Origin of the sequence: Loktanella sp. F6476L, from assembly GCF_023015725.1 — a bacterium.
Taxonomy (GTDB): Bacteria; Pseudomonadota; Alphaproteobacteria; order Rhodobacterales; family Rhodobacteraceae; genus Yoonia.
This window is the reverse complement of record NZ_JALKAR010000005.1, coordinates 1-25895: the sequence shown is the minus strand read 5'-3', so window position 1 is coordinate 25895 and position 25895 is coordinate 1. Positions and strand designations below refer to the sequence as shown.

General features: G+C 56.0%; 24 protein-coding genes, 1 tRNA gene and 1 riboswitch. Of the genes, 13 read left to right on the top strand and 12 right to left on the bottom strand.

Going from position 1 to position 25895, the window contains the following annotated elements; translation table 11 throughout:
- Positions 1–9: 9 nt before the first annotated feature.
- Positions 10–1437, bottom strand: a complete 1428-nt coding sequence (locus MWU61_RS11150) for a D-alanyl-D-alanine carboxypeptidase family protein (RefSeq protein ID WP_348645583.1) — start codon at positions 1435–1437, stop codon at positions 10–12.
- Positions 1438–1824: 387 nt separating this feature from the next.
- On the opposite strand from MWU61_RS11150, the gene clpS reads away from it, so the two are divergent.
- The 3 genes from clpS to MWU61_RS11135 are packed head-to-tail and all read left to right on the top strand — an operon-like array spanning position 1825 to position 4007.
- Positions 1825–2166, top strand: coding sequence for an ATP-dependent Clp protease adapter ClpS (gene clpS, locus MWU61_RS11145; RefSeq protein WP_247128448.1), 342 nt, complete (start codon positions 1825–1827; stop codon positions 2164–2166).
- A 25-nt stretch (positions 2167–2191) separates the two neighbouring features.
- Entirely contained in the window at positions 2192–3166 is a 975-nt protein-coding gene (locus tag MWU61_RS11140; RefSeq protein WP_247128447.1) for a class I SAM-dependent methyltransferase, read from the top strand.
- A gap of 34 nt (positions 3167–3200) precedes the next feature.
- On the top strand, positions 3201–4007 hold the full coding sequence (locus MWU61_RS11135; protein WP_247128446.1) for an SDR family oxidoreductase: 807 nt from the start codon (positions 3201–3203) through the stop codon (positions 4005–4007).
- A gap of 5 nt (positions 4008–4012) precedes the next feature.
- Here MWU61_RS11135 and MWU61_RS11130 read toward each other — a convergent pair whose 3' ends face one another.
- Positions 4013–4396 (bottom strand): hypothetical protein, encoded by a 384-nt coding sequence (locus tag MWU61_RS11130; protein ID WP_247128445.1) that lies wholly within the window; start codon positions 4394–4396, stop codon positions 4013–4015.
- 115 nt (positions 4397–4511) lie between these two features.
- Here MWU61_RS11130 and hemF point away from each other — a divergent pair, with 115 nt between their 5' ends.
- Entirely contained in the window at positions 4512–5402 is an 891-nt protein-coding gene (hemF, locus tag MWU61_RS11125; RefSeq protein ID WP_247128444.1) for an oxygen-dependent coproporphyrinogen oxidase, read from the top strand.
- A 77-nt stretch (positions 5403–5479) separates the two neighbouring features.
- On the opposite strand, the gene MWU61_RS11120 is transcribed toward hemF, so the two are convergent.
- Positions 5480–5860 carry a hypothetical protein gene (locus tag MWU61_RS11120; protein ID WP_247128443.1) on the bottom strand — a complete coding sequence of 127 codons (381 nt, stop codon included), beginning with the start codon at positions 5858–5860 and terminating at the stop codon, positions 5480–5482.
- Between the two features lie 50 nt (positions 5861–5910).
- Positions 5911–6945, bottom strand: coding sequence for a uroporphyrinogen decarboxylase (gene hemE / locus MWU61_RS11115; protein WP_247128442.1), 1035 nt, complete (start codon positions 6943–6945; stop codon positions 5911–5913).
- Between the two features lie 94 nt (positions 6946–7039).
- Between hemE and hemC the strand changes: the two genes are divergently transcribed.
- Positions 7040–7981 carry a hydroxymethylbilane synthase gene (hemC, locus tag MWU61_RS11110; protein WP_247128441.1) on the top strand — a complete coding sequence of 314 codons (942 nt, stop codon included), beginning with the start codon at positions 7040–7042 and terminating at the stop codon, positions 7979–7981.
- On the opposite strand, the gene MWU61_RS11105 is transcribed toward hemC, so the two are convergent.
- From MWU61_RS11105 to MWU61_RS11095, 3 genes are all read right to left on the bottom strand, one after another.
- The gene (locus MWU61_RS11105) at positions 7978–9177 is read right to left on the bottom strand and encodes a hypothetical protein (RefSeq protein ID WP_247128440.1); all 1200 of its coding nucleotides are present in this window, start codon (positions 9175–9177) and stop codon (positions 7978–7980) included. The genes hemC and MWU61_RS11105 overlap by 4 nt on opposite strands.
- Position 9178: 1 nt before the next feature.
- Positions 9179–10588, bottom strand: a complete 1410-nt coding sequence (locus MWU61_RS11100) for an FAD-binding oxidoreductase (protein ID WP_247128439.1) — start codon at positions 10586–10588, stop codon at positions 9179–9181.
- A 184-nt stretch (positions 10589–10772) separates the two neighbouring features.
- Positions 10773–10849 (bottom strand) — tRNA-Met (locus MWU61_RS11095).
- Between the two features lie 117 nt (positions 10850–10966).
- On the opposite strand from MWU61_RS11095, the gene MWU61_RS11090 reads away from it, so the two are divergent.
- The 4 genes from MWU61_RS11090 to MWU61_RS11075 all read left to right on the top strand — a co-directional run bounded on the left by MWU61_RS11090 (position 10967) and on the right by MWU61_RS11075 (position 17284).
- Positions 10967–14542 carry a hydantoinase B/oxoprolinase family protein gene (locus MWU61_RS11090; protein ID WP_247128438.1) on the top strand — a complete coding sequence of 1192 codons (3576 nt, stop codon included), beginning with the start codon at positions 10967–10969 and terminating at the stop codon, positions 14540–14542.
- A 161-nt stretch (positions 14543–14703) separates the two neighbouring features.
- Positions 14704–14796: riboswitch (glycine riboswitch) on the top strand.
- A gap of 32 nt (positions 14797–14828) precedes the next feature.
- A complete protein-coding gene (locus MWU61_RS11085) occupies positions 14829–16079 on the top strand; it encodes a D-amino acid dehydrogenase (protein ID WP_247128437.1) in 1251 nt (416 codons plus the stop codon).
- 40 nt (positions 16080–16119) lie between these two features.
- Positions 16120–17010, top strand: coding sequence for an SPFH domain-containing protein (locus MWU61_RS11080; protein ID WP_247128436.1), 891 nt, complete (start codon positions 16120–16122; stop codon positions 17008–17010).
- A gap of 1 nt (position 17011) precedes the next feature.
- Positions 17012–17284 carry a hypothetical protein gene (locus tag MWU61_RS11075; RefSeq protein WP_247128435.1) on the top strand — a complete coding sequence of 91 codons (273 nt, stop codon included), beginning with the start codon at positions 17012–17014 and terminating at the stop codon, positions 17282–17284.
- Positions 17285–17412: 128 nt separating this feature from the next.
- On the opposite strand, the gene MWU61_RS11070 is transcribed toward MWU61_RS11075, so the two are convergent.
- Both MWU61_RS11070 and pyrF read right to left on the bottom strand, forming a co-directional pair.
- Complete coding sequence (locus MWU61_RS11070) at positions 17413–17622, bottom strand: orotidine 5'-phosphate decarboxylase (protein WP_247128434.1); 210 nt, start codon at positions 17620–17622, stop codon at positions 17413–17415.
- A gap of 404 nt (positions 17623–18026) precedes the next feature.
- Positions 18027–18752 (bottom strand): orotidine-5'-phosphate decarboxylase, encoded by a 726-nt coding sequence (gene pyrF, locus MWU61_RS11065; RefSeq protein ID WP_247128433.1) that lies wholly within the window; start codon positions 18750–18752, stop codon positions 18027–18029.
- A 551-nt stretch (positions 18753–19303) separates the two neighbouring features.
- Between pyrF and clpB the strand changes: the two genes are divergently transcribed.
- A complete protein-coding gene (gene clpB / locus MWU61_RS11060; protein WP_247128432.1) occupies positions 19304–21916 on the top strand; it encodes an ATP-dependent chaperone ClpB in 2613 nt (870 codons plus the stop codon).
- A 44-nt stretch (positions 21917–21960) separates the two neighbouring features.
- Here clpB and MWU61_RS11055 read toward each other — a convergent pair whose 3' ends face one another.
- Complete coding sequence (locus tag MWU61_RS11055) at positions 21961–22506, bottom strand: hypothetical protein (RefSeq protein ID WP_247128431.1); 546 nt, start codon at positions 22504–22506, stop codon at positions 21961–21963.
- Positions 22507–22584: 78 nt separating this feature from the next.
- Here MWU61_RS11055 and MWU61_RS11050 point away from each other — a divergent pair, with 78 nt between their 5' ends.
- A complete protein-coding gene (locus MWU61_RS11050; RefSeq protein ID WP_247128430.1) occupies positions 22585–23160 on the top strand; it encodes a Crp/Fnr family transcriptional regulator in 576 nt (191 codons plus the stop codon).
- Between the two features lie 75 nt (positions 23161–23235).
- Here the strand turns inward: MWU61_RS11050 and MWU61_RS11045 are convergent, their stop codons facing one another.
- Complete coding sequence (locus tag MWU61_RS11045) at positions 23236–23712, bottom strand: fasciclin domain-containing protein (RefSeq protein WP_247128429.1); 477 nt, start codon at positions 23710–23712, stop codon at positions 23236–23238.
- 300 nt (positions 23713–24012) lie between these two features.
- On the opposite strand from MWU61_RS11045, the gene msrP reads away from it, so the two are divergent.
- Both msrP and msrQ read left to right on the top strand, forming a co-directional pair.
- The gene (gene msrP / locus MWU61_RS11040; RefSeq protein ID WP_247128428.1) at positions 24013–24921 is read left to right on the top strand and encodes a protein-methionine-sulfoxide reductase catalytic subunit MsrP; all 909 of its coding nucleotides are present in this window, start codon (positions 24013–24015) and stop codon (positions 24919–24921) included.
- 19 nt (positions 24922–24940) lie between these two features.
- The gene (gene msrQ, locus MWU61_RS11035) at positions 24941–25543 is read left to right on the top strand and encodes a protein-methionine-sulfoxide reductase heme-binding subunit MsrQ (RefSeq protein ID WP_247128427.1); all 603 of its coding nucleotides are present in this window, start codon (positions 24941–24943) and stop codon (positions 25541–25543) included.
- Positions 25544–25710: 167 nt separating this feature from the next.
- Here msrQ and MWU61_RS11030 read toward each other — a convergent pair.
- Positions 25711–25895, bottom strand: a 185-nt coding sequence (locus MWU61_RS11030; RefSeq protein WP_247128426.1) for a hypothetical protein, incomplete at its 5' end; no start/stop codon positions are given.

Below are 25895 nucleotides of genomic sequence, written 5' to 3'. Positions count from 1 at the left end.
TGTTCAATATTAGCTGTCGGACCCGATCATGAAGCATGACGTGCCGCGTGCCTGTAGACGGCGACAGGCCAGATCAGCACCTTCGCGGGTCAAACCCATGAAGTTCGCGTCGAACCCGCCGGAGCGTTGCACGACGCGGCGCAATGATCCGTCCAGCGTTGTCATCTCGTTCAGTGCGACCTTCAGCAACACGCGTTCTGCTGCATAACGTGATGGATACCGCCCGACGTTCACGCCCCAGTGGCGGCCGCCGGATGTGGAGATACGTGTGACGACTTCGGGAGCTGCTTGGACTTCTTGTGCTGGGCCTTGAACCGATGCGGTGATCAATTCTGCAGGGCGGGCCTGCGGCGCAGGGGCGGAGATTACTTCGCCCGCTTCGGCGTTTGGTGTTGCCTCGAACGCGCTTTCGGTCAGGACCGCGTCACCCAATGCTTCGGACAATGCGGTGTCGATGGAATCGGTGTCGACTGTTTCGGCCAGAAGGCTGGCGATCAGGTCGGTATTCACATCAAGCTGCGGCGCATCTGCGGCGGGGCGTGATTGCGGGCGCAGGCTGGCTTGTACCAAGCCGGACACGCGGATCGTTTTGCCGGAACCGCCGTTGGTCGCTGCCGTCCCATTGCTGGACACAAGCGTGTTGGCGGCTGGTGGCGTCGGTTCGTTCACGCGGACGTTGGATGGTGCGCGCTGGAAACCCATGTCCATCAGTTCTGTGATGCGTGCGTTCCGTGCCGCTGTGGAAGACCCGCCAAACACAGTTGCGATGATGCGTTCTTGGCCACGCTGCGCAGACGCGACAAGGTTGAAACCAGCCGCACGTGTGTAGCCTGTTTTGATCCCGTCGGCACCTTCGTAAGCGTTCAGGAAACGACGGTTGGTGTGTGCCACGCGGGCGACACCAGCATCGGCGCTGATACGGGAAAACAGGTTATAATACTGTGGGAAGTCATAAATCACGTGACGACCAAGGACGGACATGTCGCGTGCAGTAGACATGTGCCCGCTTTGCGTCAGGCCGTGCGCGTTCTTGAACGTGGTGTTGGTCATGCCCATCGCGGCAGCTGTCCGGTTCATCCGCGTGGCAAACGCAGATTCGGAACCAGAGATCGCTTCACCAATCGCTGTGGCCGCATCGTTAGCGGATTTCACAGCAGCAGCGCGAAGCAAATACCGCAGTTTGATCGTTTGACCGCTGCGCAGGCCCAGCTTTGACGGCGGTTCTGATGCAGCGTTGGATGTGATCCGGACCTCTGTATCCAGCGTGATTTCACCGCGCTGGATTGCTTGGAACGCAATATAGAGCGTCATCATTTTGGTCAGGGATGCAGGGTGCAGGCGCGTGTCGGCGTTGCGCGAATGCAAAACCTCGCCTGTGCGGGCATCCATGACCATCGCCGCATAAGGGGCCGCTGCCGATTGCACAGGTGCAATCACGGTGACCAAAACGGAGAATAAGAAGAGTGTTACGCCATAGGCGCACTGCTTTAGACGACTTGCCACGTCGTTTGCCTCACTATTAAAACTGCCTCGTGGCCCCACTTTTTGACGCGGTGACCTTATTGATTACAGCGAAGCTAACACAGCGAATCTGAAACGGTAAACATTCTGTTTTCAAAGACTTCCGTGGTGTGAATCCTGCCACACCGCCATATTTAGTGGGGTTTGGCTGCAAAACATCTAGATCGTCCTCAACAAGCTAGATCATGCTTCGGCTACGCCACGTCAGGCTTGTCGGATTTTTGCCGATGTGTGGGGTTTTCTTGCTAGCCACCTGTCTTATATAGAAGGTCAATCGCAACGCCCGTAGGAATTACCCCCAGCATGCTGAGCAACATCACAATGATGGCCGATCGCAAAGACAACGACGACAGTGATGTCGGCGTCGCTTTGGACGTGAAACCAAAGACAAAGCGCCCGCCGCTTTATAAGGTGATGATCCTGAACGACGATTTCACACCGATGGAATTTGTTGTGATGGTGCTGGAACGGTTCTTTGGGATGTCGCACGCCCAATCATTTGAATTGATGTTGACGGTCCATAAAAAGGGCCTCGCCGTTGTGGGTGTTTATAGTCACGAGATTGCAGAAACGAAGGTCGCACAGGTGATGGATTTCGCCCAACGCCACCAACATCCGCTGCAATGCACAATGGAGAAGGAATAACGGTTCGCCGTTAGTCCACCCGCACATGTCCGCATATTCCCGCCTGTCCACCGCCCTGACCGAAGGGGCGCTGTCGCTGCCTGACGGTCCCGTTTGTCTGATGCGTCCGCCGCTGGACTATGACGTCAATGATCTGCCGCAGGACCGCGTGACGATCCAACACACGTTTAAACCGGATGCGGCGGGGTGGTCTAACGCGGGCTATCCGGTGACTGCCGTGTTTTCCGAAGCTGAAACCGCGATTGTTGTTGTGCCACGGTCCAAAGCCTTGGCGAAATCCATGATCGCAGAGGCCGCAAGCCGTGCGAAGTTGATCGTTGTTGATGGTAACAAGACAGACGGAATCGACAGCCTGTTTAAGGCATGTCGCAAAATTCTGGGCGATTTACCGTCGATCACCAAGAACCATGGTCGCATCTTTTGGTTCGAAGCCACGGACGCTTTTGCCGATTGGGCCGCACCTGCACCTGCAAAAGGTGAGCATGGTTATGTGACCACCGCTGGTGTGTTTTCGGACGGCGCTGTGGATGCGGGGTCGGAACTATTGGTCGCGAACCTACCGCCTAAACTGCCTGCACATATGGCCGATTTGGGCGCTGGTTGGGGTTACCTTGCTGGGCCTGTGTTGCAGCGCGATGGTGTGCAAACGCTTGATCTAATTGAAGCAGAGGCGCTGTCGCTTGATTGCGCCCGCCAAAATGTCAGCGATGACCGTGTGAATTTCCTGTGGGAAGATGCGACCACCTATCGTCCTGAAAAATCCTATGCTGGTATCATCATGAACCCACCGTTTCACGTCGGTCGCAATGCTGATCCATCGCTGGGCCGTGCCTTTATCGCGTCGGCCGCCAAGATGTTGGCGGGCCACGGTAAACTTTGGATGGTCGCGAACAGGCATTTGCCCTATGAACAGGCGTTGAGTGATGCGTTTCGTAATGTTGAGAAGATCGCGCAGAATAACGCGTTCAAAGTTTTCCATGCCACGCGCCCTTTGCGCTGAATGACGGCCTGTCGGGCCTGACGGAGTTAAACCCATGTCCTTTTCGATTGAAGGCAAAACCGCGATTGTGACGGGGGCCGCAAATGGTGTTGGTCTCGCAATTGGGAAACATTTCCTGATGAAGGGCGCAAACGTCGTCTTTGCTGATATGGACGAAGAACGTCTGAAAGCTGAAATCAGCGATTATGCCGATGATGATAGCAATGCGCGCATCTTTGCGGGCGACCTGCGCCAGAAACTGACGATTGCGAACCTGTTGTCAGCGACAATCGATTCTTTCGAACGGGTCGATATTCTTGTGAACGCGTCGCGGCAGGTGTTGTTGTCTGATCCGCTCAGCGTTGATGACACGTCGGTTGAAGACTTGATCGATCAGAACCTGATGACGGCCCTGCGTTTGACCCAAGCTGTCGCCCGCCGGATGATCAAACAGGCGAAAGACGGCGACGATGATGCTTATGTCGGGTCTATCGTGAACCTCAGCTCGATTGCCGCACGGCGAACACATCCTGATCTGTTGGCGTATTCGGTTAGTTCAGCTGCACTTGATCAAATGACGCGGTCAATGGCCGTGGCGCTTGCGTCGAAACGCATTCGTGTGAACGCGGTCGCCTTCGGGTCGGTGATGAGCGCGAGCCTGAAAGGCACGTTGCGCGAACATGACGAAATGCGCGATGCTATTGTGGACAACACACCATTGCACCGGATCGCAAGCCCGAACGAGGTTGCGGATGCGGTGCAGTATCTGGCGTCAGATGCTGCCGGATTTGTGACCGGTCAGGTCATCACAGTTGACGGTGGCCGGACCCTGATTGATCCGGCAGCGGTGTCCGCACACTAAGCGATTTATTCAGGGAAACGCGCGATACACTGTGCGATCCCTGCTTGTGCGTTCGAGATGTTCTGCATCTGACGCTGTTCAAGCGATGTCAGCTTGGCCCGTTCCGCATTCAGATCAATCGCGATCGGGACAGTCCGCGTCCGCGTTTCTGTCTTGTCACAGCGGAAACTGAACTTTGTGCCATCTTCATTCTTTCCGACGCAATTGGCACGGCGGGTGCGCACGTCTTGCCGTTCCTCAACTGCAAACCCACGCGACAGATTGGCGCGTGTTTCGGCGATCAGCGCATCAAGAACGCGGACTTCGCGGTTCACTTCGTCCAGACAGGCTTCGCGCGGGGTCGCGCAAGCGGTTAGCAACAGCGGAACAATAAAAAGGGCGGCACGCATTAGTATTTCCTTCGTTTTCCGTCCACAGGGGTTGATCTGTATCAAGGGTCTGTGGTCCGCTTCATGACATGGTATAGCACAGAATGTTATGCAATATCAGACCAAAGGAAGATGCATGTCAGACGAGATGATTACCGAAAAAGAAACCGCTGCGGCATGGTTTCGGACATTGCGCGACGATATCGTCGCATCCTTTGAGAATTTGGAAGACACACTGGCGTCCGGGCCAACGGCGGATATGCCTGCGGGCCGATTCGAGGTGAAGGAAACAAAGCGGACTGCCGATGATGGTGGCGACGCAGGCGGTGGCCTGATGTCCGTGATGCGCGGTGGACGCGTGTTTGAAAAAGTCGGCGTCAACGTTTCAACGGTTTACGGGACATTGGGAGAAGCTGCGCAAAAAGCGATGGCCGCCCGTGGTGTGCCCGGCATGGACACTGATCCGCGGTTTTGGGCGTCAGGCATTTCACTGGTCGCGCATATGCAAAACCCGCATGCCCCTGCGGTGCACATGAACACGCGGATGTTCTGGACCCCACATGCGTGGTGGTTTGGTGGCGGTTCCGATTTGAACCCTTGCTTGGAATACGACGAAGACACAGCGCATTTTCATGCCACCCAAAAGGACCACCTTGATCCGCACGGCACTGATTTGTACCCGTCGTTGAAAGAATGGGCGGACGAATATTTCTACATTCCGCACCGGAAACGTGCGCGTGGTGTAGGCGGCATCTTTATGGATGATCGTAACACGGGCGACTGGGCTAAGGATTTTGCGCTGACCCAAGATATTGGTCGGGCTTTCCTGCCTGCTTATGTGCCGTTGGTTGAAAAGCGGCGCGACACGGTGTGGTCAGAGGCCGATAAGGATGCACAATTGGTGCATCGGGGGCTCTACGCCGAATACAACCTCGTCTATGATCGCGGGACAAAGTTCGGCCTGGCGACAGGGCATGACGCGGATGCCGTTTTGATGAGCCTGCCGCCATTGGCTAAGTGGGTTTGATCCAAAGGCGCTTTTTTGCGGATGATCGGATTGGGGGCCAGCCCCCAAACCCCCGAGATATTTAGGACCAAAAGAAGCTAGTTCACGCGTGCGCTGATCCGTTTGGCGCCCGTGTGTTCGGGCTGCGACGTGTTTTGGATTGGCGCGCCATTGACTGCAATTTGCACGGCGAGTTGGAATTCGCTGCCCGAAACGCCAGAGCCTGACCGTGCCGCGATCCGTTCAAAGGTTTTTTCGGACGCGACCAATAGCAAAAGCTTTGCCAACCGGTAGTGCCGCAGGCCTTCTGCCTCGACCGTTGCATTTGCAGGCAGATCGAGGCGCGCAATTTCGGATTGGGACGGCGGTAACACGATGATCCATGTGACCGCGATAACGACGAGACCGTATAATGCGGATCTGATGCCGCCGATGATCAGGCGAATGCGCAAAAAGATACGGCGGAGTGCGGCAAACATATCGGGACCTCATTTCTGTGGTCCCGATTTTGCGTTTCAATACGGCGGTTCTATGACGCCCGTAGGGTATCAATCATCAACTGCACGTTCTCGGGATCCGCATCTGGTGTGATCCCGTGACCGAGGTTGAAGATGTGCGGCCCATTCGCGAAAGCCTTTTTGATCCGTTTGACTTCGTCGATTAGGTCCTGACCTCCCGTCACCATATGCGACGATTTCAGGTTACCTTGGGTACAACCGCCTGTTTGCAGGTTTGCCGCTGCCCATTCTGCCGTCACGCCGTAATCCACCGCAATGCAATCTGCGCCGGTCGCTGCGTGCAGACCAACGTAACGTTCGCCTGCGCCGCGTGGGAACGCGATAATCGGAACATCTGGGTGGCGTGCCTTGAGCGCTGCGATGATCTTTTGCGTCGGTTTGATCGCGTAATTGACGAAATCATCTCCCCGCAGCGATCCGGCCCAGCTATCAAATAGCTTCACAACTTCGGCACCTGCGTCGATTTGCATCGAAAGGTATTCGATTGTGGACGCGGTCAGCAGGTCGATGATGCCTTCGAACGTCGCTTTGTCGCTGTCTTTCAGTGCGTGTGCTGGTCCTTGATCCGGTGTGCCTTTGCCCGCGATCATGTAGGTCGCAACGGTCCACGGTGCGCCTGCAAAACCAATCAGGGTCGTCTCGGACGGCAATTCGCGCGACAGGATGCGTACAGTTTCGTAGATCGGCGCCAGATGTTCGTGGATCGCATCTGCTGGTTTCAGCTTTGCCAAACCGGATGGATCGGTGATTGTGGACAGGCGTGGCCCTTCGCCCGTGACAAACCACAGATCAGCGCCAAGTGCTTGAGGTAAAAGCAGAATGTCAGCAAACAGGATGGACGCATCAAAGCCGTAGCGCCGGATCGGCTGCAATGTGACCTCTGCCGCCAATTCCGAATTATAACATAGCGATAGGAAATCACCGGCCTGCGCCCGTGTCGCCCGATATTCCGGCAAATACCGTCCTGCTTGGCGCATCATCCAGATCGGCGGCGTCTCAAGTGTTTCGCCTGCCAATGCACGCAGGATGGTTTTTTGTTTGGTCATAAAAGGCGTCCTTTTGATCTTCTTTTTGGTCCCAACTCGGGCCGCTGATGTCAAGGGAGTTGTCAGGCTAAGTTGACAGGTCTACACAACGTTTATGACATTGAATTTGCCGACCCCCGCCCAGCCTTTCAACATCGGAACCCGTGGTTCACCGCTTGCTTTGGCGCAAGCGTACGAGACGCGCAAGCGCTTGATGACGGCATTTGATTTGCCGGAAGCTGCATTTGAAATTTGCGTGATCAAAGTGACGGGTGACATCATCCAGGATCGGGCTTTGAAGGAAATTGGCGGCAAGGGTCTGTTCACCAAAGAGATCGAAGAGGCCCTGCTTGACGGGTCGATCGATATCGCCGTGCATTCGATGAAAGACATGCCTGTTTTGCAGCCTGACGGGTTGCTATTGGACACATATCTGCCGCGCGAAGATGTCCGCGATGCGTTTATTTCGAACAGCTGCACTGGTTTGGCGGATTTGGCGCAGGGTGCCACTGTCGGCACGTCGTCATTGCGCCGTCGTGCACAGTTGCTGGCCCGCCGTCCTGACCTGAATGTCGTTGAGTTCCGCGGCAACGTTCAAACGCGCCTGAAAAAGCTGGGTGATGGTGTGGCAGAAGCGACGTTTCTTGCGATGGCTGGATTGAACCGTTTGCACATGGATGACGTGCCGAAGACAGCCATTCCGCCTGAAGATATGCTGCCCGCTGTGGCCCAAGGTGCCATTGGGATTGAACGGCGCGGCGACGACAATCGCGCGGCTGAAATGCTGGCCGCGTTGCATGACACGCCTACCGGCCAGCGCTTGGCGGCTGAACGCGCGTTCCTTGAGGCGCTTGATGGGTCCTGTGAAACGCCGATTGGTGCTTTGGCCGATCTGGACGGGGGCACATTGCGGTTGCGCGGTGAAATCCTGCGTCCCGATGGATCAGAGGTTCTGAACGACGACGCAACTGCACCTATCGAAGATGGCGCGGCGCTTGGTCGTGAAATGGCTGCTAAGTTGCTTGCGAAGGCTGGTCCTGGATTTATGGATCACTAGGACCGCGTTGATCGATCCAAATACAACAGCATCGCGGCACCGGTCAGGATTGTGAAAGCGCCCGCAAATGCGGCAAGGTGATAGCCGCCGATGGCTGCCCCGACCGCAAAGATGAGCGTTGCAAGAGCGTGCGAAACTGTCCGTTGTAACGTCATTAACGATGCGCCGGCGCCCGCGCGATCATCAAGCAAATCCTGTAGGTAACTAATCGACAGTCCGTAAAGCAGGCCGCCCCCGATGGCGACGGGCAGGATCAACAGCCAAACTGTTCTGTATGGGGCAAGGATGGGCAGGAGCGCCATAAAAAGGGCATAAAAGACCGCTCCGATAGCGATGATATGCAAGCGTCGGAAATATTTGGCCAATGTGCCGACCGATAACATCACAAGGATTTCGAGCGCAACAAAGAGCCCGAAGAACACGCCAACGTCGCCCGTCGTCCGTCCTTCGGCCTGCACAAACACAAGCGCGAGGATGACCCCCATCAGGGTCGATCCCGAATGCACCGCACCCATCCAGAAAATGCGCCAGACAATGCGACCCGCAAGCAATTCCTTCACGGACGCAAAAAAACCGAGACCTGATTTCTGTTCCACCCAAGGTGCTGTTGCATCGGTGGGCCAGCGCGCCCAGATCAGAGTCGCAAAAATGAGACACACGGCGCACATGGCCGGATAGAGCGCGGTCAACGGTATGCCCGCGTCAAAAACGAAGCCCCATGTCGGCAAAACAACAACAAACGGGACGGCAAAGAGCGCGCGAATGACGGATGTCACGCCATCCCGGTCAGCGGCGGCCCAACCGGCAGTGTAGAGACGGGTAATCGCAAAGAGCTGCCCGAGGATCGTTGCGGATATCGGTAATAACATCGCATGGGCAATGACAAAGGCCGTTGCGTTGTTACCCAGCCACCCGACAGCGGTGCCACCAATCGCACCCATGACAGCGAGCAATGCCATGGGTTTGCGGCTCGGTTTTTGGTCAGTAACGATCCCGACCCACACGGATGCTGTCACGGTCACCGTAAATGTCGTAGCAAGCACAACCGCAAAAGCGGTGTCGGATAAGCCAAAGATCGTTATGCCCAATAGTGATTTGTACGGCTCAAACGACGCTGCCAAAACGCCGAACAGCATTGTTGCCGCCCCGATCATCCGCAATACCGGATCGCGCCAGATGATAAGGATTTGCGACATATCAGGTCGGGATCACCTTGCCGGGGTTCATGATGCCTTTTGGGTCAAGGGCGGTCTTGATGGACCGCATAACGTCAAGCGCGACAGGGTCTTTGCGCCTGCGCATCGTGTCCAGTTTTGATTTGCCGACGCCATGTTCGGCACTGAACGACCCACCAAATTCCTGCACGGCATCTTCAACGGCTTCGACCATCGCCAGCATGACATCAGGATCGTTGCGGCGCGGATAGGCCGTGTGGTGGATGTTGCCGTCGCCCAAATGGGACACGATGATTTCATGGACGTCTGGATCAAGCGCATGCAACCGTTTGGTGATGGACCGCAACGCTGGGCCAACAGCGCTAAGCGGGACCGCGATATCGGTGTTCACGCAAAGGCCCGGATCGAACAGGATTTCGCCAGCGGCTTCGCGGCGCTCCCACATCTCGCGGCGTTGGGCTTCGTTCTGCGCGACAACGGCGTCCAGGACGCGACCGTCTTCGAACATCGCACCCAATGTGTTTTCTAAAAGGGCGACGACAGGAACCGTGCCGTCTTCTGCTGGTGTCGCATCTTTGGGAGACGTGGCTCCAACTTCGATCATGACATTGACGTCGTATTGATCGTCGAAAGGTTCGCGCGGGTTCTTGCCCCTTTCGAGATGCCGTTCGATGTAAGGGCGCGGCATATATTCGAACGCCTCGACAGCGCCACCGGTCGCGTCTTGGACGTGGTTAAGCAGGGCAAGACCGTCTTCAATCGTCGGAACCGCAACCATGGCGGTTGCGTAGGCTTTGGGTTTTGGAAACAGCTTCATGACCGCGGCTGTGATGACACCCAATGTTCCTTCCGCGCCGATGACAAGATTGCGCAGGTTCAGACCGGAGTTGTCTTTATGCAGTTCGCTCATCAGGTTCATAATGCGTCCGTCGGCCAACACAACTTCGACGCCCAAGCATAAATCGCGGGTGTTCCCGTAGCGCAAAACATTCGAACCACCTGCGTTGGTGGACAAGGCCCCGCCAATCATCGCACTGCCGCGGGCGCCAAACGTCAGCGGAAAGATCAGATCGTGGGCGTCTGCGGCGTCATGCATCGCTGACAGGATCACACCAGCCTCGACCGTCATGGATCGCGCATCAGGGTCAACCTTGCGGACGGCGTTCAACCGATCAACCGACAACATGATCGCGCCGTTGTTCGACGTGGCCCCTGTCAGGCCAGTGTTGCCGGACACCGGAACAACCGAAAAATCCGCGGCATTGGCGATCCGTAGAACCGCCGCAACCTCTGCTGTTGATCCAGGTCGGACGACGACAGCGGGTTTCAGTTCGTAATCACCCGTCCAATCACTTTGCCATTTTTCGGTGTCATCGCCAGTTAGGACATAATCTGCACCGATTGCATCCCTCAGATCGTTCAAAATTGCCATGACGTTCCCCCCAGCAGTGTCTTGGCACGACGCTAGCGACGGAGCCGAACCGAGGAAAGCCCTGCGCAATTCTTTTGGTCATAAATATCTCGGGGGTTTGGGGGCTGGCCCCCAATCGACACATCGTAATCGGACGAACTCAAATCTGTCTCGCCCAAAGGGGTAATGCTGTGGGGTGGTGTTGTGGTGGCGTGGGGGAGACTTGAACTCCCGACCTATCGATTATGAGTCGATCGCTCTAACCAACTGAGCTACCGCGCCAACGAGGGACCGATTACGCAATGCGCCCGAGGGTGTCAAACCGATTCTGACATTGTTCTGCGCTTTCCTTACGACGCACTGCCCCCTACAACAATTTCAAAGCAAAAGGGGGCCAGTATGACAGCCAAACAATGGGAATTTTGGATTGATCGTGGTGGCACCTTTACGGATGTCGTGGCGCAAGCCCCTGATGGCCAGATCAAGACCCATAAATTGCTGTCAGAAAACCCCGAACGCTATGTCGATGCGGCTGTGCAAGGCATCAAAGACCTGATGGGCATCGATACGCCCGCAGCAGGATCGATTCGCGCGGTGAAGATGGGGACGACGGTTGCGACGAATGCGCTGTTGGAGCGCAAAGGCGAAGATGTTCTGCTGCTGATCACCAAAGGATTCGGTGATCTTTTGCAGATTGGTTATCAAAACCGACCCAAGCTGTTCGATCTTGAAATCAAACGCCCTGAACTGCTGTACCAGACTGTCGCTGAAATCCCTGAGCGGCTGGATGCTGAGGGCGGTATTGTCACGCCGATTGATCTAGATGCTGTGCGTAATGCGTTGCAAGTGGCGTTCGACGATGGGCTGCGGGCTGTCGCGATTGCGTTTCTGCATGGATACCTGAACCCTGCGCATGAAGATGCGGCGGCGGATATTGCCCGTGAAATCGGGTTCACTCAAGTCTCGACCAGTTATGCCACATCGCGGCTCGCCAAACTTGTGTCCCGCGGGGATACGACAGTTGTGGATGCTTACCTATCCCCGATCTTACGTCGTTATGTGGATCAGGTTGCTGGTGCGCTTGATGTTGACCGTGTCTGTGGGCGGTTGTTGTTCATGCAATCCTCGGGCGGTCTGACCGATGCGTCGCTGTTCCAAGGCAAGGATGCGATTCTGTCGGGGCCTGCTGGCGGGATCGTCGGTATGGTGAAAACAGCTGAACTTGCTGGCCACGAAAAGCTGATCGGCTTCGACATGGGCGGCACGTCCACCGACGTCAGTCACTATGCTGGTAACTACGAACGTAGTTTCGAGACCGAAGTCGCAGGTGTGCGCATGCGCGCCCCGATGATGGATATTCATACGGTGGCAGCGGGCGGTGGGTCGATCTGTACATTCCGCGATGGGCGTTTTCAGGTTGGGCCGGAAAGTGCTGGCGCCGATCCGGGGCCTGCCTGTTACCGCCGTGGTGGTCCGCTGACCGTGACCGATTGCAACGTGATGCTGGGCAAGCTGTCGCCGGATCATTTCCCTGCCGTGTTTGGCCCCAAGGGTGATCAACCGCTGGATCGCGATGCTGTGGTGGCAAAGTTCGTTGACCTCATCGAAACGGTGACGCAAGAGACCGGAGAGAACCCTGGCACAGCCGAAGAAATCGCGCGTGGTTTTCTGCGGATCGCGGTCGACAACATGGCCAACGCGATCAAGAAGATCTCGGTGCAGCGCGGGCATGACGTGACGGGCTATACGCTGCAATGTTTTGGCGGTGCTGGTGGTCAACATGCGTGTCTGGTCGCCGATGCGCTGGGCATGAGCCGCGTGTTTGTGCATCCGCATGCAGGTGTATTGTCTGCCTTCGGGATGGGATTGGCTGAAATCAGGGCGTTGCGTGAGGTGCAATTGGATGCGCCGCTTGAAGATACTGACGCCGCGAAGGCTGCTTTGACCGCGTTGCGTGACGAAGCAGAGGCTGAAGTTTGCAATCAAGGTGTGTCCGACATCACGACCGAAGCCCGCGCGCATCTGCGGTATGACGGATCACACCAACCGCTTGAGGTGCCGTTTGATACGCCCGCCGCCATGCAAGCCGCGTTCGAGGCAGCACACCAACAACGGTTCGGTTTCACATCGCCAGAACGTGCCATTGTCTTTGATATGATCAGTGCAGAGGCGATTGGTGGCGCGGTCACGCCGCCTGCGCCGGTTGTGTCTGGCGGCACGACGGCGGCCCCGATTGACCATACGCCTGTGGCGTTTGATACGCAGATTGATGTGCCGCTTTATGATCGGACGACGCTTGGTGTCGGCGCAAAAATCCAAGGCCCCGCGATTGTGTTGGAACCCACGGGGACCAACATGATCGAACCCGGTTGGGCCGGTGCAATTGATGATGCTGGCAACCTGATCTTGACCCGTGAAGGGGCCGCACATCGTCCGCCTGCCGCTGGCACAAAGGCCGACCCGATCGTGCTAGAGGTCATGTCGAACCTGTTCATGTCTGTCGCGGATCAGATGGGGGCCACGCTTGCGAATACGTCTTGGTCGGTGAATATCAAGGAACGGCTCGACTTTTCTTGTGCTATTTTCGATGCGAACGGTGATCTGGTCGCGAACGCGCCGCATGTGCCTGTCCATCTTGGGTCAATGTCCGACAGTATTAAAACCGTGATGCGTCTGAACCCTGACGCGGCAGAGGGCGACGCATATATGCTGAATTCGCCCTACAACGGCGGGACGCATTTGCCGGATGTGACGGTTGTGACGCCTGTATTTGTTGATGGGAAAGCCGCGTTCTGGCTCGGGTCGCGCGGGCATCACGCGGATATCGGTGGGCGCACGCCGGGGTCGGGACCGCCTGACAGCACGCATATCGATGATGAAGGTGTGCTGATTGATAACGTGCAGCTTGTGCGCGGCGGGCGGTTGCTGGCGGATGAGGCTGAGGCCGTGCTTGCGTCGGGTAAATACCCGTGCCGTAACATCCCGCAAAACATGGCTGATCTGAAAGCCCAAGTTGCGGCGAACGAGACAGGCCGCCAGGCGCTGCTGAAAGTCTGCGAAACCTATGGACCGGACGTTGTGACCGCCTACATGGGACACGTGCAGGATAACGCTGCCGAATCCGTGCGGCGCGTGATTGATACGCTCGAAGGCGGCTCGTTTGATTACGCGATGGACGAGGGCCAGCACATCAAGGTCAGCGTGACCGTGGATCGCGAAAACCGCCAAGCCACTGTCGATTTCACAGGCACCAGCGCCCAGCATAGCGGCAATTACAACGCGCCGTTTGCGGTTTGTCGGGCCGTGGTGCTGTACGTGTTCCGCACGTTAGTCGGCAGCAATATCCCGCTGAACGAAGGGTGTTTAGAGCCGATCACGATCATTACGCCCGAGGGTACGATGCTGAACCCGAGTTACCCAGCGGCGGTGATCGCGGGCAATACGGAAGTGTCGCAAGCCGCATGCAACGCGCTGTACGGGGCGCTTGGCGTGATGGCCTGTTCGCAGGCGACCATGAACAACTTCATCTGGGGCAACGACGATTTCCAGAACTATGAAACTATCGCGGGCGGGACAGGCGCAGGGCCGGGGTTCGAAGGGTGTGATGCAGTGCAAACCCACATGACGAACACGCTGATGACTGATCCCGAGATTTTAGAGAAACGGTTCCCCGTGCGGCTGGATACCTTTGGGATCAGGGCGGGGTCCGGTGGCGTCGGCGAATATCGGGGTGGCCATGGCGCATTGCGCGAATTGACGTTCCTGGCGGATGTGACCGTGACGACGCTATGTTCGCATCGGGTCGTGCCGCCGTTCGGGGCGAATGGAGGCGGTGATGCTTTACCGGGCGAAAACAGCGCGCGGATGCCGGATGGGAAAGTTGTGCGGCTGAAGGGGAACGACGAGATTGATCTGCCTGCGGGGGCAACGTTCATCTTGAAGTCACCGGGTGGTGGTGGATGGGGCGCAGTGTAAGTTTTTGCAAATTTGCACAAGTTCATGAGTTGAATTCATTTGATCGGAACGAAAGTTTCCGATACGAAACACGCATGACGTCCGCACCGGGAGAGCCGGTTGGGTCCGTCGCCGAAGGAGCAACCGCCCCGGTCACTCTCAGGCAAATGGACCGGTGCAGGGCATAACACGCCGAAGAGAGACCTTAGATGGTCCGCCGAAGGAGCAAGCCCAGATTGGGTGAATCTCTCAGGTCCAAAGACGGCGGGGGCACGACGCGACAGCGTCCAATGGCGGAGATTTTGCCATGCCTCATATTGCGATCCTTGGTGCCGGCATCACTGGTGTCACCACTGCTTATTCCCTTCATAAACGCGGCTTTGACGTCACCGTCTATGACCGACAGCGTTATGCTGCGATGGAAACCAGCTTTGCCAATGGCGGTCAGTTATCTGCGTCGAACGCCGAAGTTTGGAACCAATGGTCCACGGTCCTGAAAGGGATCAAATGGATGTTGCAGGCCGACGCGCCGCTGTCTGTGAACCCGCGTCCGCAGTGGCACAAAATCTCGTGGATGGCGGAATTTCTGGGCAATATCCCGCGCTACAAGGCGAACACCATCGAGACCACCAAGTTGGCCGTTGCCGCTCGCGCCGGGCTGACCGAGATGGCGGATCACACTGGTGTTGATTTCGATTTCAGGCCTGCGGGTATCCTGCATTTTTATAAGACTCAGAAAGACCTAGATCACGCGCGGCGCGTGAATGGATTGCTGGCGCAGGGTGGGCTGACACGCACAGAACTGACACCGGACGAGGTGCTGGCGAAAGAACCTACGCTGCGCGGCGATATCCTTGGCGGGTTCTGGACCGAAAGCGATAGCACGGGCGACATTCATAAATTCACGGTTGGTTTGGCGGATTGGCTGAAGCGGCAAGGGGTGACGTTCAAGCTGGGCCATGCGGTTACGGATGTGCGGTCTGACGCTGATGCGGTGACGATCCGTGCGCAGAGCGAGGATCGTTTTGACGGGGTTGTCGTGACGGCTGGTGTCGGATCACGTGCGATCGCGAAGAAACTGGGCGACCGTGTAAATGTCTATCCTGTGAAGGGCTATTCGATCACGGTGAACCTGCCGGATGCGGTATCGCAGGCCGGTGCGCCGAATGTGTCGCTATTGGATGATAAAGCGAAGATCGTGACATCGCGGCTTGGTGTTGATCGGTTCCGCGTTGCGGGGACGGCCGAATTCAACGGTGAAAACCGCGATATTCGGGCGGATCGGGTAAAACCGTTGACCGAATGGGTCGAAACGCATTTTCCCGATGTCAGCACGGAAAGTGTTGTGCCGTGGGCGGGCCTGCGTCCGATGATGCCAAACATGATGCCGCGTGTGGGTCGTGGGCGGTCTGAACGCGTGTTTTATAACACCGGTCACGGCCACCTTGGTTGGACGTTAAGTGCTGCTACTGCGGACCTGATTGGTGGGACTGTTGCGGATGCGTTTCAGAAGCCACAGATCGGCACAACCCTTAGTGGTGAATTGAAAATGGGCTGACAAATGCCTATGTGGATACCAATTACAAAAGGGTATCCACATGTCATTTGAAGACGTTGTTCTTGGTTTATTGGGCGAAAATATTGTTTTTGTCTTGCTGGCGATCTTTATCGTCGTCTGCATTCTTGCTGGCGTGCGGATCGTGCCGCAGTCTGAAAAGTTTGTCGTAGAACGGCTGGGACGTTTGCGGTCCGTGCTTGGGCCAGGGATCAACTTTATCGTGCCTTTTCTGGACCGTGTGCGTCACAAAGTCAGCGTTCTGGAACGCCAGTTGCCCGCCATGACACAAGACGCGATCACGTCTGATAACGTGTTGGTGCAGGTCGAAACATCCGTGTTTTACCGGATTATCGAGCCAGAAAAGACAGTTTACCGTATCCGCGATGTGGATGCCGCGATTTCCACAACAGTCGCAGGGATCGTGCGGTCAGAAATTGGGCGGATGGAGCTGGATCAGGTGCAAGCAAACCGTGCCACATTGATTGACGCGGTGCGTGCGCAGGTTGCGCAGCAGGTTGATGATTGGGGTATCGAAGTGACGCGTGCCGAAATTTTGGACGTGAACCTTGATGCGGCGACCCGTGCGGCGATGTTGCAGCAGTTGAACGCTGAACGTGCACGTCGTGCGCAGGTGACCGAAGCAGAAGGTCTGAAACGTGCGGTCGAATTGCAGGCGGATGCGGATCTTTATGCCGCTGATCAGGCCGCAAAAGCACGCCGCCTAAGCGCGGATGCCGAAGCATATGCAACCCAAGTGGTTGCTGTGGCGATTGCCGAAAACGGGTTGGAAGCGGCGCAGTATCAGGTCGCACTGAAGCAGGTCGAAGCGTTGAACGCGCTGGGTGCCGGTGAGGGTAAGCAGACAATCGTACTGCCAGCCAACGCACTAGAAGCATTCGGTAACGCGTTTAGTATGTTGAAAGGGAAGTAACATGTTGCATGAACAATGGTGGGTTTGGATGTCGGCAGCGCTGTTGTTGGCAACTGCCGAAGTGATCATTCCCGGTTACATCTTCTTAGGCTTCGCGATGGGCGCATTTGTTGTCGGTGGGCTGCTGTTGGTCGGGTTGGCTGGGCTCAGCTTGCCTATCACGTTGGTCGTTTTCGCCGTCTTGTCGCTGGCCGCCTATCTTGGTTTGCGCTGGATGTTTGGTTTGAAAACTGGACAGGCCACGTTTTTCGACACGGATATCAACGACAACTAATCCCGACGCCGTTTCCCCATAAAAAAGCCCGACGCGTAAAGCGCCGGGCAGGGGATGGTCGTACCGTGGGAGGCAGCTTTGCGAGGGGGACAGGGCAAAAGCTATCGGTCGACCGGCAGGGTAAACTTTTAGATGTGGGACATCAGGTCTGGGCTTGTGTCGGACATCCGCATCGCACGGCGTTTCAGGCCGTCGCGCACTTGGTCCATGTCCATCGTCACCGGACCAGCAACAGAACACGGGTAGCGGAATGTCGATGTGCCACGCGCGATATCTACGCGGGCCTCAAAGGCACCTGCTGTTGCGTTGTAACGTACGTCTCCGAGGCTGATGTTCATGGTCTTTTTCCTTCGTGGGGGCCGCAAGGTGCGGCGATCGTGAGTGGTGGGAAGAACTGTGGATCAGTGTGTCGCGGCTTTGTGGGCTGCTTGACGATACAGATTCGCATTGATGATCTTGGGGCTTAGGGAGGTTGGCCCGAAGACGGTCAGCGGAAACCGAAGGCGGCGATCGTTCTGAACAACATCAACTGATGCTTCAAAGGCACGAAGCCGCTCATTATACCGTAGGTCTCTGATCTGCATTTGACTCTTCCTTGTCATTGCTTGTTCTAACAACCTAAGAGTCGCAAAAAGGTTCCGAAAGAGGCGTCACGCCGACGTGAATCGGCGTGATTTTTCGAAATCGCATTGAAATATATGGATTTTATTGTGCGCCGAGTTCGCGTGAGGCGCGTGCTATTCTAGCGATTTGGCGATTCAGCCTGCGGTGACGCCATCTCTGATAGAATCGATTGTGTCGCTTCCAACGGGTTTTCGGCGCGCCATACCGGGCGACCAACAACCACGTGGTCTGCGCCGTTTGCGATAGCCTGTGCTGGGGTAGTGACCCGTTTTTGATCGCCAAGGTCCGCGCCAACAGGGCGTACACCGGGTGTCACGATCAGTTTGCCAGCAGCTTGCGGAAGGGCGCGGATCAGCCCTGCTTCTTGTGGCGATGAAATAACGCCGTCAGCGCCAGCCTCCATCGCGCGGCCGGCACGTTCTTGCACCAAATCGGGAATTAACCCGTCTTTAACCATCGCCCCATTCAGATCATCACGGTCCAAAGATGTCAGAATTGTTACAGCGAGGATCTTAAGATCGGTGCCTGCCGCGCCTTCTTTGGCTGCTTTGACCACGTAAGGATCGCCATGCACGGTCAGAAAATCGAGATCATATTGCGCGATTCCCCGCACAGCCGCTTCGACCGTTGCGCCGATGTCGAAGAATTTCATATCCAGAAAAATGCGTTTGCCGCGTTCCTGCTTCAGCTCGTTTGCAAGGGCCAGACCGCCACCGGTCAACATGCCCAGACCGATTTTGTAAAAACTGACGCTGTCGCCCAGTTGATCCGCCAACTGCAGGCCCGCAACCACGTTTGGCACATCCATTGCAACAATCAGGCGGTCATCAGCGGGCAGGGTCATCGGGCTATCCTTCATCTGGTTTTCCAGCGATTGAAGCAAAAGGCCCGAATGGTCAACGTTTTGGCCTGAATTAGTGGGTTCCAAACGAAAAAGGCGCGATCCCTTGGGAAGGACCGCACCTTTCGTACATTAACCGCCGTAATCGTTACTAATGGCCACCCAACATGGGAACAGGCCAAACTATTAATCTACGCCGCTCTGCTTTGACCGTTTTGATCGGCCTTTCGCAGCTCAGAGGCTTGATCTGCAAACAGCTGCCGCACCATTTCTGGCGTGAGAGGGAAAATGCGTCGCGGGGTCGACGCGTCTTTGTGTTGGCAGGTGTTGGACATGATCTCGTTCTCCTGCAGCCAATATGGGGAAAATGACTGGCGGATGTCATGGGAAAGGTCACGACGCATTCCCCCTTGAATCGAAAGTGCCCCATTTTTCGCCGTGAAATCTTGTAAGCGGCGGGCGTCCTCCCCATCTTAATAGTGAGGCCCAAACAGGGGTGTGCCGCAATGTCGGGCACTTCAAATGTCAGGGCGCTTATTAGAGGAGTTTACCCCATGAACCTTGACAAGTTCACAGAGCGGTCGCGCGGCTTTGTTCAGGCTGCACAGACTATTGCAATGCGTGAAAGCCATCAGCGGCTGACACCTGAACACCTACTTAAAGCCTTGATGGACGACGGCGAAGGTCTTGCTGCGAACCTGATTAACAAATCGGGTGCGGATGCGGCTGTGGTGCGTCAGTCTGTTGATACGGCTGTGTCCAAGATTGCCGCCGTCAGTGGCGACACCGGACAAGTATATATAGACACCACCACCGGCAAAATTCTGGCCGAGGCTGAAAAGCTGGCCGAAAAGGCGGGAGATAGTTTTGTGACTGTCGAACGGCTGTTGATGGCGCTGGTGATGATCAAATCGAAGGCAAAGGATGCGCTTGATGCGGGCGGCGTTGATGCGAAAGCGTTGAACGCGACGATCAATGACATCCGCAAAGGCCGCACCGCGGATAGTGCGTCTGCCGAAGATGGGTTTGATGCGCTGAACAAATATGCCCGCGATCTGACCGAGGCTGCCAGCGAAGGTAAGATTGACCCGATCATCGGTCGCGACGAAGAAATTCGTCGGTCGATGCAGGTTCTGTCGCGCCGGACCAAAAATAACCCTGTTCTGATCGGTGAACCCGGCGTTGGTAAAACAGCGATTGCCGAAGGCCTTGCCCTGCGCATCGTCAATGGCGACGTGCCCGAAAGTTTGCGTAACAAGCGCCTGATGTCTTTGGATATGGGCGCGCTGATTGCTGGTGCAAAGTATCGTGGTGAATTTGAAGAACGTCTTAAGGCGGTTTTGAAAGAGATCGAAACTGCCGCTGGCGAAATCATCCTGTTCATTGACGAAATGCACACGCTTGTCGGCGCTGGTAAGGCGGACGGTGCGATGGATGCTGCCAACCTGATCAAACCTGCGCTGGCCCGTGGCGAACTGCACTGTATCGGTGCGACGACCCTCGATGAATATCGCAAGTACGTTGAAAAAGACGCGGCGCTTGCCCGTCGTTTCCAGCCTTTGATCGTGGAAGAACCAACTGTTGAGGACACGGTGTCGATCCTGCGCGGTATTAAAGAGAAGTACGAACTGCACCACGGTGTGCGGATTTCGGACAGTTCTTTGGTTGCTGCCGCAACTCTGTCGCATCGGTATATCACGGATCGGTTCTTGCCGGACAAGGCCATTGATTTGGTCGATGAAGCCGCGTCGCGGTTGCGGATGGAAGTCGATTCCAAGCCGGAAGAGCTGGACGCGCTTGATCGTCAGATCATGCAGTTACAGATCGAAGCGATGGCCTTGGAAAAAGAAGATGACGCCGCATCCGTAGACCGTCTTGAAAAGCTGCAAAAGGAACTGGCTGATCTGCAGGATCGTGCGTCAGAAATGACGGCGAAATGGCAGGCTGAACGGGACAAGCTGGAAGGCACCCGTGAGGTCAAGGAACAGCTTGATCGTGCACGGGCCGAACTGGATATCGCGAAACGTGAAGGTAATTTGGCTAAGGCCGGAGAACTTTCTTATGGCGTGATCCCTGATCTGGAACGCAAGTTGTCGGAAACCGAAGCCGCTGAAGACATGATGGTCGAAGAGGCCGTGCGCCCTGAGCAAATCGCGCAGGTTGTCGAACGCTGGACCGGCATTCCAACGTCAAAGATGTTGGAAGGCGAGCGTGACAAGCTGTTGCGCATGGAAGACGAACTTGGTCGTCGTGTGATTGGTCAACGTCAGGCTGTGACGGCTGTTGCCAATGCTGTGCGTCGGTCGCGCGCCGGTCTGAATGACGAAGATCGCCCACTCGGGTCGTTCCTATTCCTCGGGCCAACCGGTGTCGGTAAAACCGAACTGACCAAAGCCGTTGCCGAATATCTGTTCGACGACGATAGCGCGATGGTGCGGATCGATATGTCCGAGTTCATGGAAAAGCATGCGGTTGCACGCCTGATTGGTGCGCCTCCGGGATATGTGGGCTATGACGAAGGCGGTGTTCTGACCGAAGCTGTGCGGCGTCGTCCGTATCAGGTTGTCCTGTTTGACGAGGTCGAAAAGGCGCATCCGGATGTGTTCAACGTGTTGTTGCAGGTTCTTGATGACGGGATGCTGACCGATGGTCAGGGTCGGACCGTGGACTTTAAGCAGACGCTGATCATTCTGACGTCGAACCTTGGGGCGCAGGCCTTGTCGCAGTTGCCTGATGGGGCAGACGCGGCAGATGCGAAACGGAACGTAATGGACGCGGTGCGTGCGCATTTCCGGCCTGAATTCTTGAACCGTCTGGACGAGACGATCATCTTTGATCGGCTGGCACGTGAAGACATGGCAGGCATCGTCGAAATCCAGATGCGGCGTTTGCACAAGCGTCTTGCGTCGCGGAACATCACGCTGTCGCTGGATGAAGGCGCGCTGAAATGGCTCGCCGACGAAGGTTACGATCCGGTGTTTGGTGCGCGTCCTTTGAAGCGTGTGATCCAACGCGCTTTGCAGGATCAGTTGGCCGAGATGATCTTGGCTGGTGATGTGCTGGATGGATCGGATGTATCGGTCAGTGCCGGTGCGGATGGGTTGATTGTGGGGGACCGTGTGTCGCCGACAGGACGACCCAAACCGGATGACGCCGTCGTTCACTAAGACAAAAAAACGGCCCCCACGTGGGGCCGTTTTCATTTTGCGGGTTAAAGAAATTTCGGTTTCCGGCTGAGGCCCGCAATTCCGCCGATAGTTAGGACCACGCACACCGCCATTGTCGTGGCGATGGATTTCAGCACCGTGGCGCTGCTTGTGGCAAAGACAAGTGTGGTCGATACGTCGGGCCATCCCCAAATCATCGCGACGATGCCAAGGTTTTCAGCATAATCGAACAGGGCGCATGCGACGGACAGAATGATGCCGAAGCGGATCAGCCCATCGTTGGCGATACGGCGTCCCAGCCAGATGATCGTGGCTATCAATGTCGCGGTGAGCACGGCTGGGTAAACAGTGTCGAGCGGGATTTGCCGCGTGAGATAATAGTGCCGCCCATCGGGACCAAGCCCGTCTAATAGATGCGCGGCGTCAGTGTGGTCGTAGCCAAAAGGGCGCATGTCGAACGGGATGTATCCCGAGACTGCTTCGATCTGGGCCAGTGTCACATTGATCATCACAAGATAAATGAACGCGCCGATCAGGCCAGAGGCAATTGCTGCGGTGCCGATATGTGTGGTGCGATTGCGTGTCGTCATTTGGTAAACTCCTTTATTTGTGCCAGATATGGCCGGGGACACGACAGGTCGCATTATCATTTGATAAGGTTTGCTAAGATGGATTTACGGACGTTTCTGCTGCAATCCGATGCGATGGGCGGTGTGGCCATCGCGGATCGCTTTGCGGCAAGTTGGACGACGACGCGTCTGAGCAACGGTGCGCACATCACCCGTCAGGAAGATCCGGCAACCGACGAATACATCTTGCTGGACGGCTGTCTTGTCAGCCGGATTTGCGATCCTGAGGGGAAAGAGGTCTGTGTCGGGTTTTACGTTGGGCCAACGGTCGTCACGCCGAACATCGCACGGGCAAGAAACGGTATGTCGTTGGTTTCGATCTCAGCAACGTCGGATGCCACGATTGCGCAGATCAACAGTGATCGGCTGACAGAGTTGATGATTGCATCAGAACCGATACGCAACTGGGCGAATGGTGTGTTGCGCGCGGCGCTTAGTCAGAAAGCAGATCGGGAATGGTGTCTTGCGGCACTTGGCGGTGCAGACAGGCTGAATTGGTTTCGCGAAACATATCCGGGGTTCGAGAACACTTTCACGCACACGCTGATCGCATCCTTTTTAGGGATGACGCCTGTTACGTTCAGCAGATTGCGGTCCGACGACAAGCGACCCTAATGCGGCAGGCGGCTATGTAAGGGGTGGACCCCGCGTTTCCGCGAGGTCCGAATGCACATAGTATTACTGCTGGATTTAGCTTGGTGGCAGGATCACCGCGTCCAACACGTGAATGACGCCGTTGGATGCTTCGACGTCTGCCGCCACAACGTTGGCATCGTTTACTGTCACGCCGCCTTCGGTGCCGATTGTGATCTCTGCGCCGTTCACGGTTGCGGCCGTCATGCCGTCGGACAGATCAGTCGACATCACTTTACCTGCAACGACGTGGTACGTCAGAATGCCTGCCAATGCTTCTGGATCGGCGAGCAGTGCTTCGACGGTGCCTTCTGGCAGTGCGGCGAAGGCTTCATCTGTTGGGGCGAACACGGTAAACGGACCTTCGCCTTTCAGCGTATCGACAAGACCTGCGGCCTCAACGGCTGCGACGAGTGTTGTGAAGGAACCGTTGGCGACGGCTGTATCGACGATATCCATGGAATGACCATCAGCGAAGGCTGCTGTGGACAGTGTGGCTGCAGTTGCTGTTGCAATAAATGTTCTACGAAGCATTTGAGTTCTCCCATTTAGGTTGCTGCCGTTGTTGGCAATACAAACTCTTACGGGGCAAAAACCGGTTGGATCATGTGGGGAAAACTGCCGATGGGTTTGACTTCAGTTGCGGCGCGGCTAAGCCAGCGCCGTCTGCGTTTTCCAGTCACACTTGTGTGAATTTCCGTGATCGAAGCGCGATAGATCCGGCTGAAATATCCATATGTTTCAGGAATTGGCGGCAATGTGAGACATGTTGCCTAACAATCGTCGTATATACCCCCAATTAAGATGCAACACGCATGATCATCGGAGACACGCATGGCTTATCGCTGGACCAACGACCTGACCCACACGGATGTGACGCCAAAGGCGGCATTCCTTAACCGCCGTCAAATTCTGGCAGGCACAGTCGGGCTGGGCGCGATTGGTTTGGTTGGCACATCCGCGCAAGCCGCTGGTGAAGATCTGACGCCAAACACGCTCGAAGAAATCACGAGCTACAACAATTACTATGAATTCGGCACTGGCAAAGAAGACCCAGCGCAGAACGCCCATCAACTTGATACAGCAGATTGGAAGATCACCATCGACGGTATGGTCGATAACCCGGGCGAATATGCATTGGCCGATCTGATGGATGGTCTCGATATCGAAGAACGCATCTACCGTTTCCGCTGTGTTGAAGCATGGTCCATGGTCGTGCCTTGGAATGGTGTCGAACTTGCGGACATCCTGAACAAGGCGGGCGTGCAGTCGTCAGCGAAATACGTGGCCTTTGAAACCGTCGTGCAGCCCGAGAACATGATCGGTGTGCAGCGCGGTGTGCTCGACTTCCCTTATGTCGAAGGTTTGCGTCTGGACGAGGCGATGCATCCGCTGACCTTAATGGCGACGGGCATCTACGGCGAACCAATTGCAAACCAGAACGGCGCGCCGATCCGTTTGGTCGTGCCGTGGAAGTACGGTTTCAAGTCAATCAAATCCATCGTACGCATGACCCTGACCGATCAGGAACCGCCAACCAGCTGGAACAAGGCCAACGCGCGTGAATACGGTTTCTATTCCAACGTGAACCCAGAGGTCAGCCATCCGCGCTGGTCGCAGGCATCCGAGCGTAAGATTGGCGGCGGCCTGTTCGCGGCACGTCAGGACACCTTAATGTTCAACGGCTACGAAGAAGAGGTCGCCAGCCTTTACGAAGGCATGGACCTGTCCGAGAAATTCTAAAGACCCGAAAGCGACCCAGATGATCGATACTTTGAACACCACACTCCGCCGCATTCCTGCATGGACTATATACATAGTCGGTGCTGCGTGGGCTGCGTGGTTGTTCTATCTGGGTTTGACAGGTGGGCTAGGGCCGGAACCGATCAACGCGTTGGAACGTGAATACGGTGAAGTTGGCCTGAAGTTGCTGATTGCCGGACTGGCCGTGACGCCGTTGCGCAAATTCGCAGGGCTTAATCTGCTGAAGTTCCGCCGTGCGCTTGGTGTGACCACCTTCTTCTATATCGTCGCACACTTCAGCGTTTGGGCTTTCTTGGACGTGCAGTCTTTCGCCCGTGTGTGGGAAGAGATCGTGAAGCGGCCTTATGTGACTGTTGGCATGTTGTCCTTCGTGATGATGATCCCATTGGCCGTGACATCAAACAACATGTCGCTACGCAAAATGGGTGGGGCAGCATGGCGTAAGTTGCACAAGCTGACCTATCCAATCGCTGTATTGGGGGCGGTCCACTATCTATGGCTAGTGAAAGGCTTTCAAATCGAACCGATCATCTACCTTATGGTGATCCTCGGACTGCTCGCGACGCGAATCCAATGGGCCAAACGCACTGTTCCAGCCTGAATTCAGATTTCATGCGTACAAAAGAGGCCGTGGATCATTGCGATTCACGGCCTTTTTGTTTGTTGGGGCATGGGCATAAGGCCAGCCGATCAACATATCAGGGTTAATGGTCTGCTTTAGGCTAATGAAATTGCATTGCGACCCAAGGTCCGCGAACGGAAATTGCGCTAAAGGTCTAAAAACACGGTAAAATTCAGAAATTCACAAAAACTTTGCAAAAGGTCAAAAAACTGCTTGCGGCTCTCGGGAGGTAACACTAAAAGCCCCCTTACCGGAGACGCAGACAAGCAGACACGGTGCAGCGGACGGAACGAAGCGAAGACGCGGAGTTGCTGAAGTTGGGAAAATTCCG

Excerpts from the sequence above, each read along its gene's own strand:
- clpS (WP_247128448.1), top strand. The coding sequence starts at position 1,825 with ATGCTGAGCAACATCACAATGATGGCCGATCGCAAAGACAACGACGAC.
- MWU61_RS11140 (WP_247128447.1), top strand. The coding sequence starts at position 2,192 with ATGTCCGCATATTCCCGCCTGTCCACCGCCCTGACCGAAGGGGCGCTG.
- MWU61_RS11135 (WP_247128446.1), top strand. The coding sequence starts at position 3,201 with ATGTCCTTTTCGATTGAAGGCAAAACCGCGATTGTGACGGGGGCCGCA.
- MWU61_RS11130 (WP_247128445.1), bottom strand. The coding sequence starts at position 4,396 with ATGCGTGCCGCCCTTTTTATTGTTCCGCTGTTGCTAACCGCTTGCGCG.
- hemF (WP_247128444.1), top strand. The coding sequence starts at position 4,512 with ATGTCAGACGAGATGATTACCGAAAAAGAAACCGCTGCGGCATGGTTT.
- MWU61_RS11120 (WP_247128443.1), bottom strand. The coding sequence starts at position 5,860 with ATGTTTGCCGCACTCCGCCGTATCTTTTTGCGCATTCGCCTGATCATC.
- hemE (WP_247128442.1), bottom strand. The coding sequence starts at position 6,945 with ATGACCAAACAAAAAACCATCCTGCGTGCATTGGCAGGCGAAACACTT.
- hemC (WP_247128441.1), top strand. The coding sequence starts at position 7,040 with ATGACATTGAATTTGCCGACCCCCGCCCAGCCTTTCAACATCGGAACC.
- MWU61_RS11105 (WP_247128440.1), bottom strand. The coding sequence starts at position 9,177 with ATGTCGCAAATCCTTATCATCTGGCGCGATCCGGTATTGCGGATGATC.
- MWU61_RS11100 (WP_247128439.1), bottom strand. The coding sequence starts at position 10,588 with ATGGCAATTTTGAACGATCTGAGGGATGCAATCGGTGCAGATTATGTC.
- MWU61_RS11090 (WP_247128438.1), top strand. The coding sequence starts at position 10,967 with ATGACAGCCAAACAATGGGAATTTTGGATTGATCGTGGTGGCACCTTT.
- MWU61_RS11085 (WP_247128437.1), top strand. The coding sequence starts at position 14,829 with ATGCCTCATATTGCGATCCTTGGTGCCGGCATCACTGGTGTCACCACT.
- MWU61_RS11080 (WP_247128436.1), top strand. The coding sequence starts at position 16,120 with ATGTCATTTGAAGACGTTGTTCTTGGTTTATTGGGCGAAAATATTGTT.
- MWU61_RS11075 (WP_247128435.1), top strand. The coding sequence starts at position 17,012 with ATGTTGCATGAACAATGGTGGGTTTGGATGTCGGCAGCGCTGTTGTTG.
- MWU61_RS11070 (WP_247128434.1), bottom strand. The coding sequence starts at position 17,622 with ATGAACATCAGCCTCGGAGACGTACGTTACAACGCAACAGCAGGTGCC.
- pyrF (WP_247128433.1), bottom strand. The coding sequence starts at position 18,752 with ATGACCCTGCCCGCTGATGACCGCCTGATTGTTGCAATGGATGTGCCA.
- clpB (WP_247128432.1), top strand. The coding sequence starts at position 19,304 with ATGAACCTTGACAAGTTCACAGAGCGGTCGCGCGGCTTTGTTCAGGCT.
- MWU61_RS11055 (WP_247128431.1), bottom strand. The coding sequence starts at position 22,506 with ATGACGACACGCAATCGCACCACACATATCGGCACCGCAGCAATTGCC.
- MWU61_RS11050 (WP_247128430.1), top strand. The coding sequence starts at position 22,585 with ATGGATTTACGGACGTTTCTGCTGCAATCCGATGCGATGGGCGGTGTG.
- MWU61_RS11045 (WP_247128429.1), bottom strand. The coding sequence starts at position 23,712 with ATGCTTCGTAGAACATTTATTGCAACAGCAACTGCAGCCACACTGTCC.
- msrP (WP_247128428.1), top strand. The coding sequence starts at position 24,013 with ATGGCTTATCGCTGGACCAACGACCTGACCCACACGGATGTGACGCCA.
- msrQ (WP_247128427.1), top strand. The coding sequence starts at position 24,941 with ATGATCGATACTTTGAACACCACACTCCGCCGCATTCCTGCATGGACT.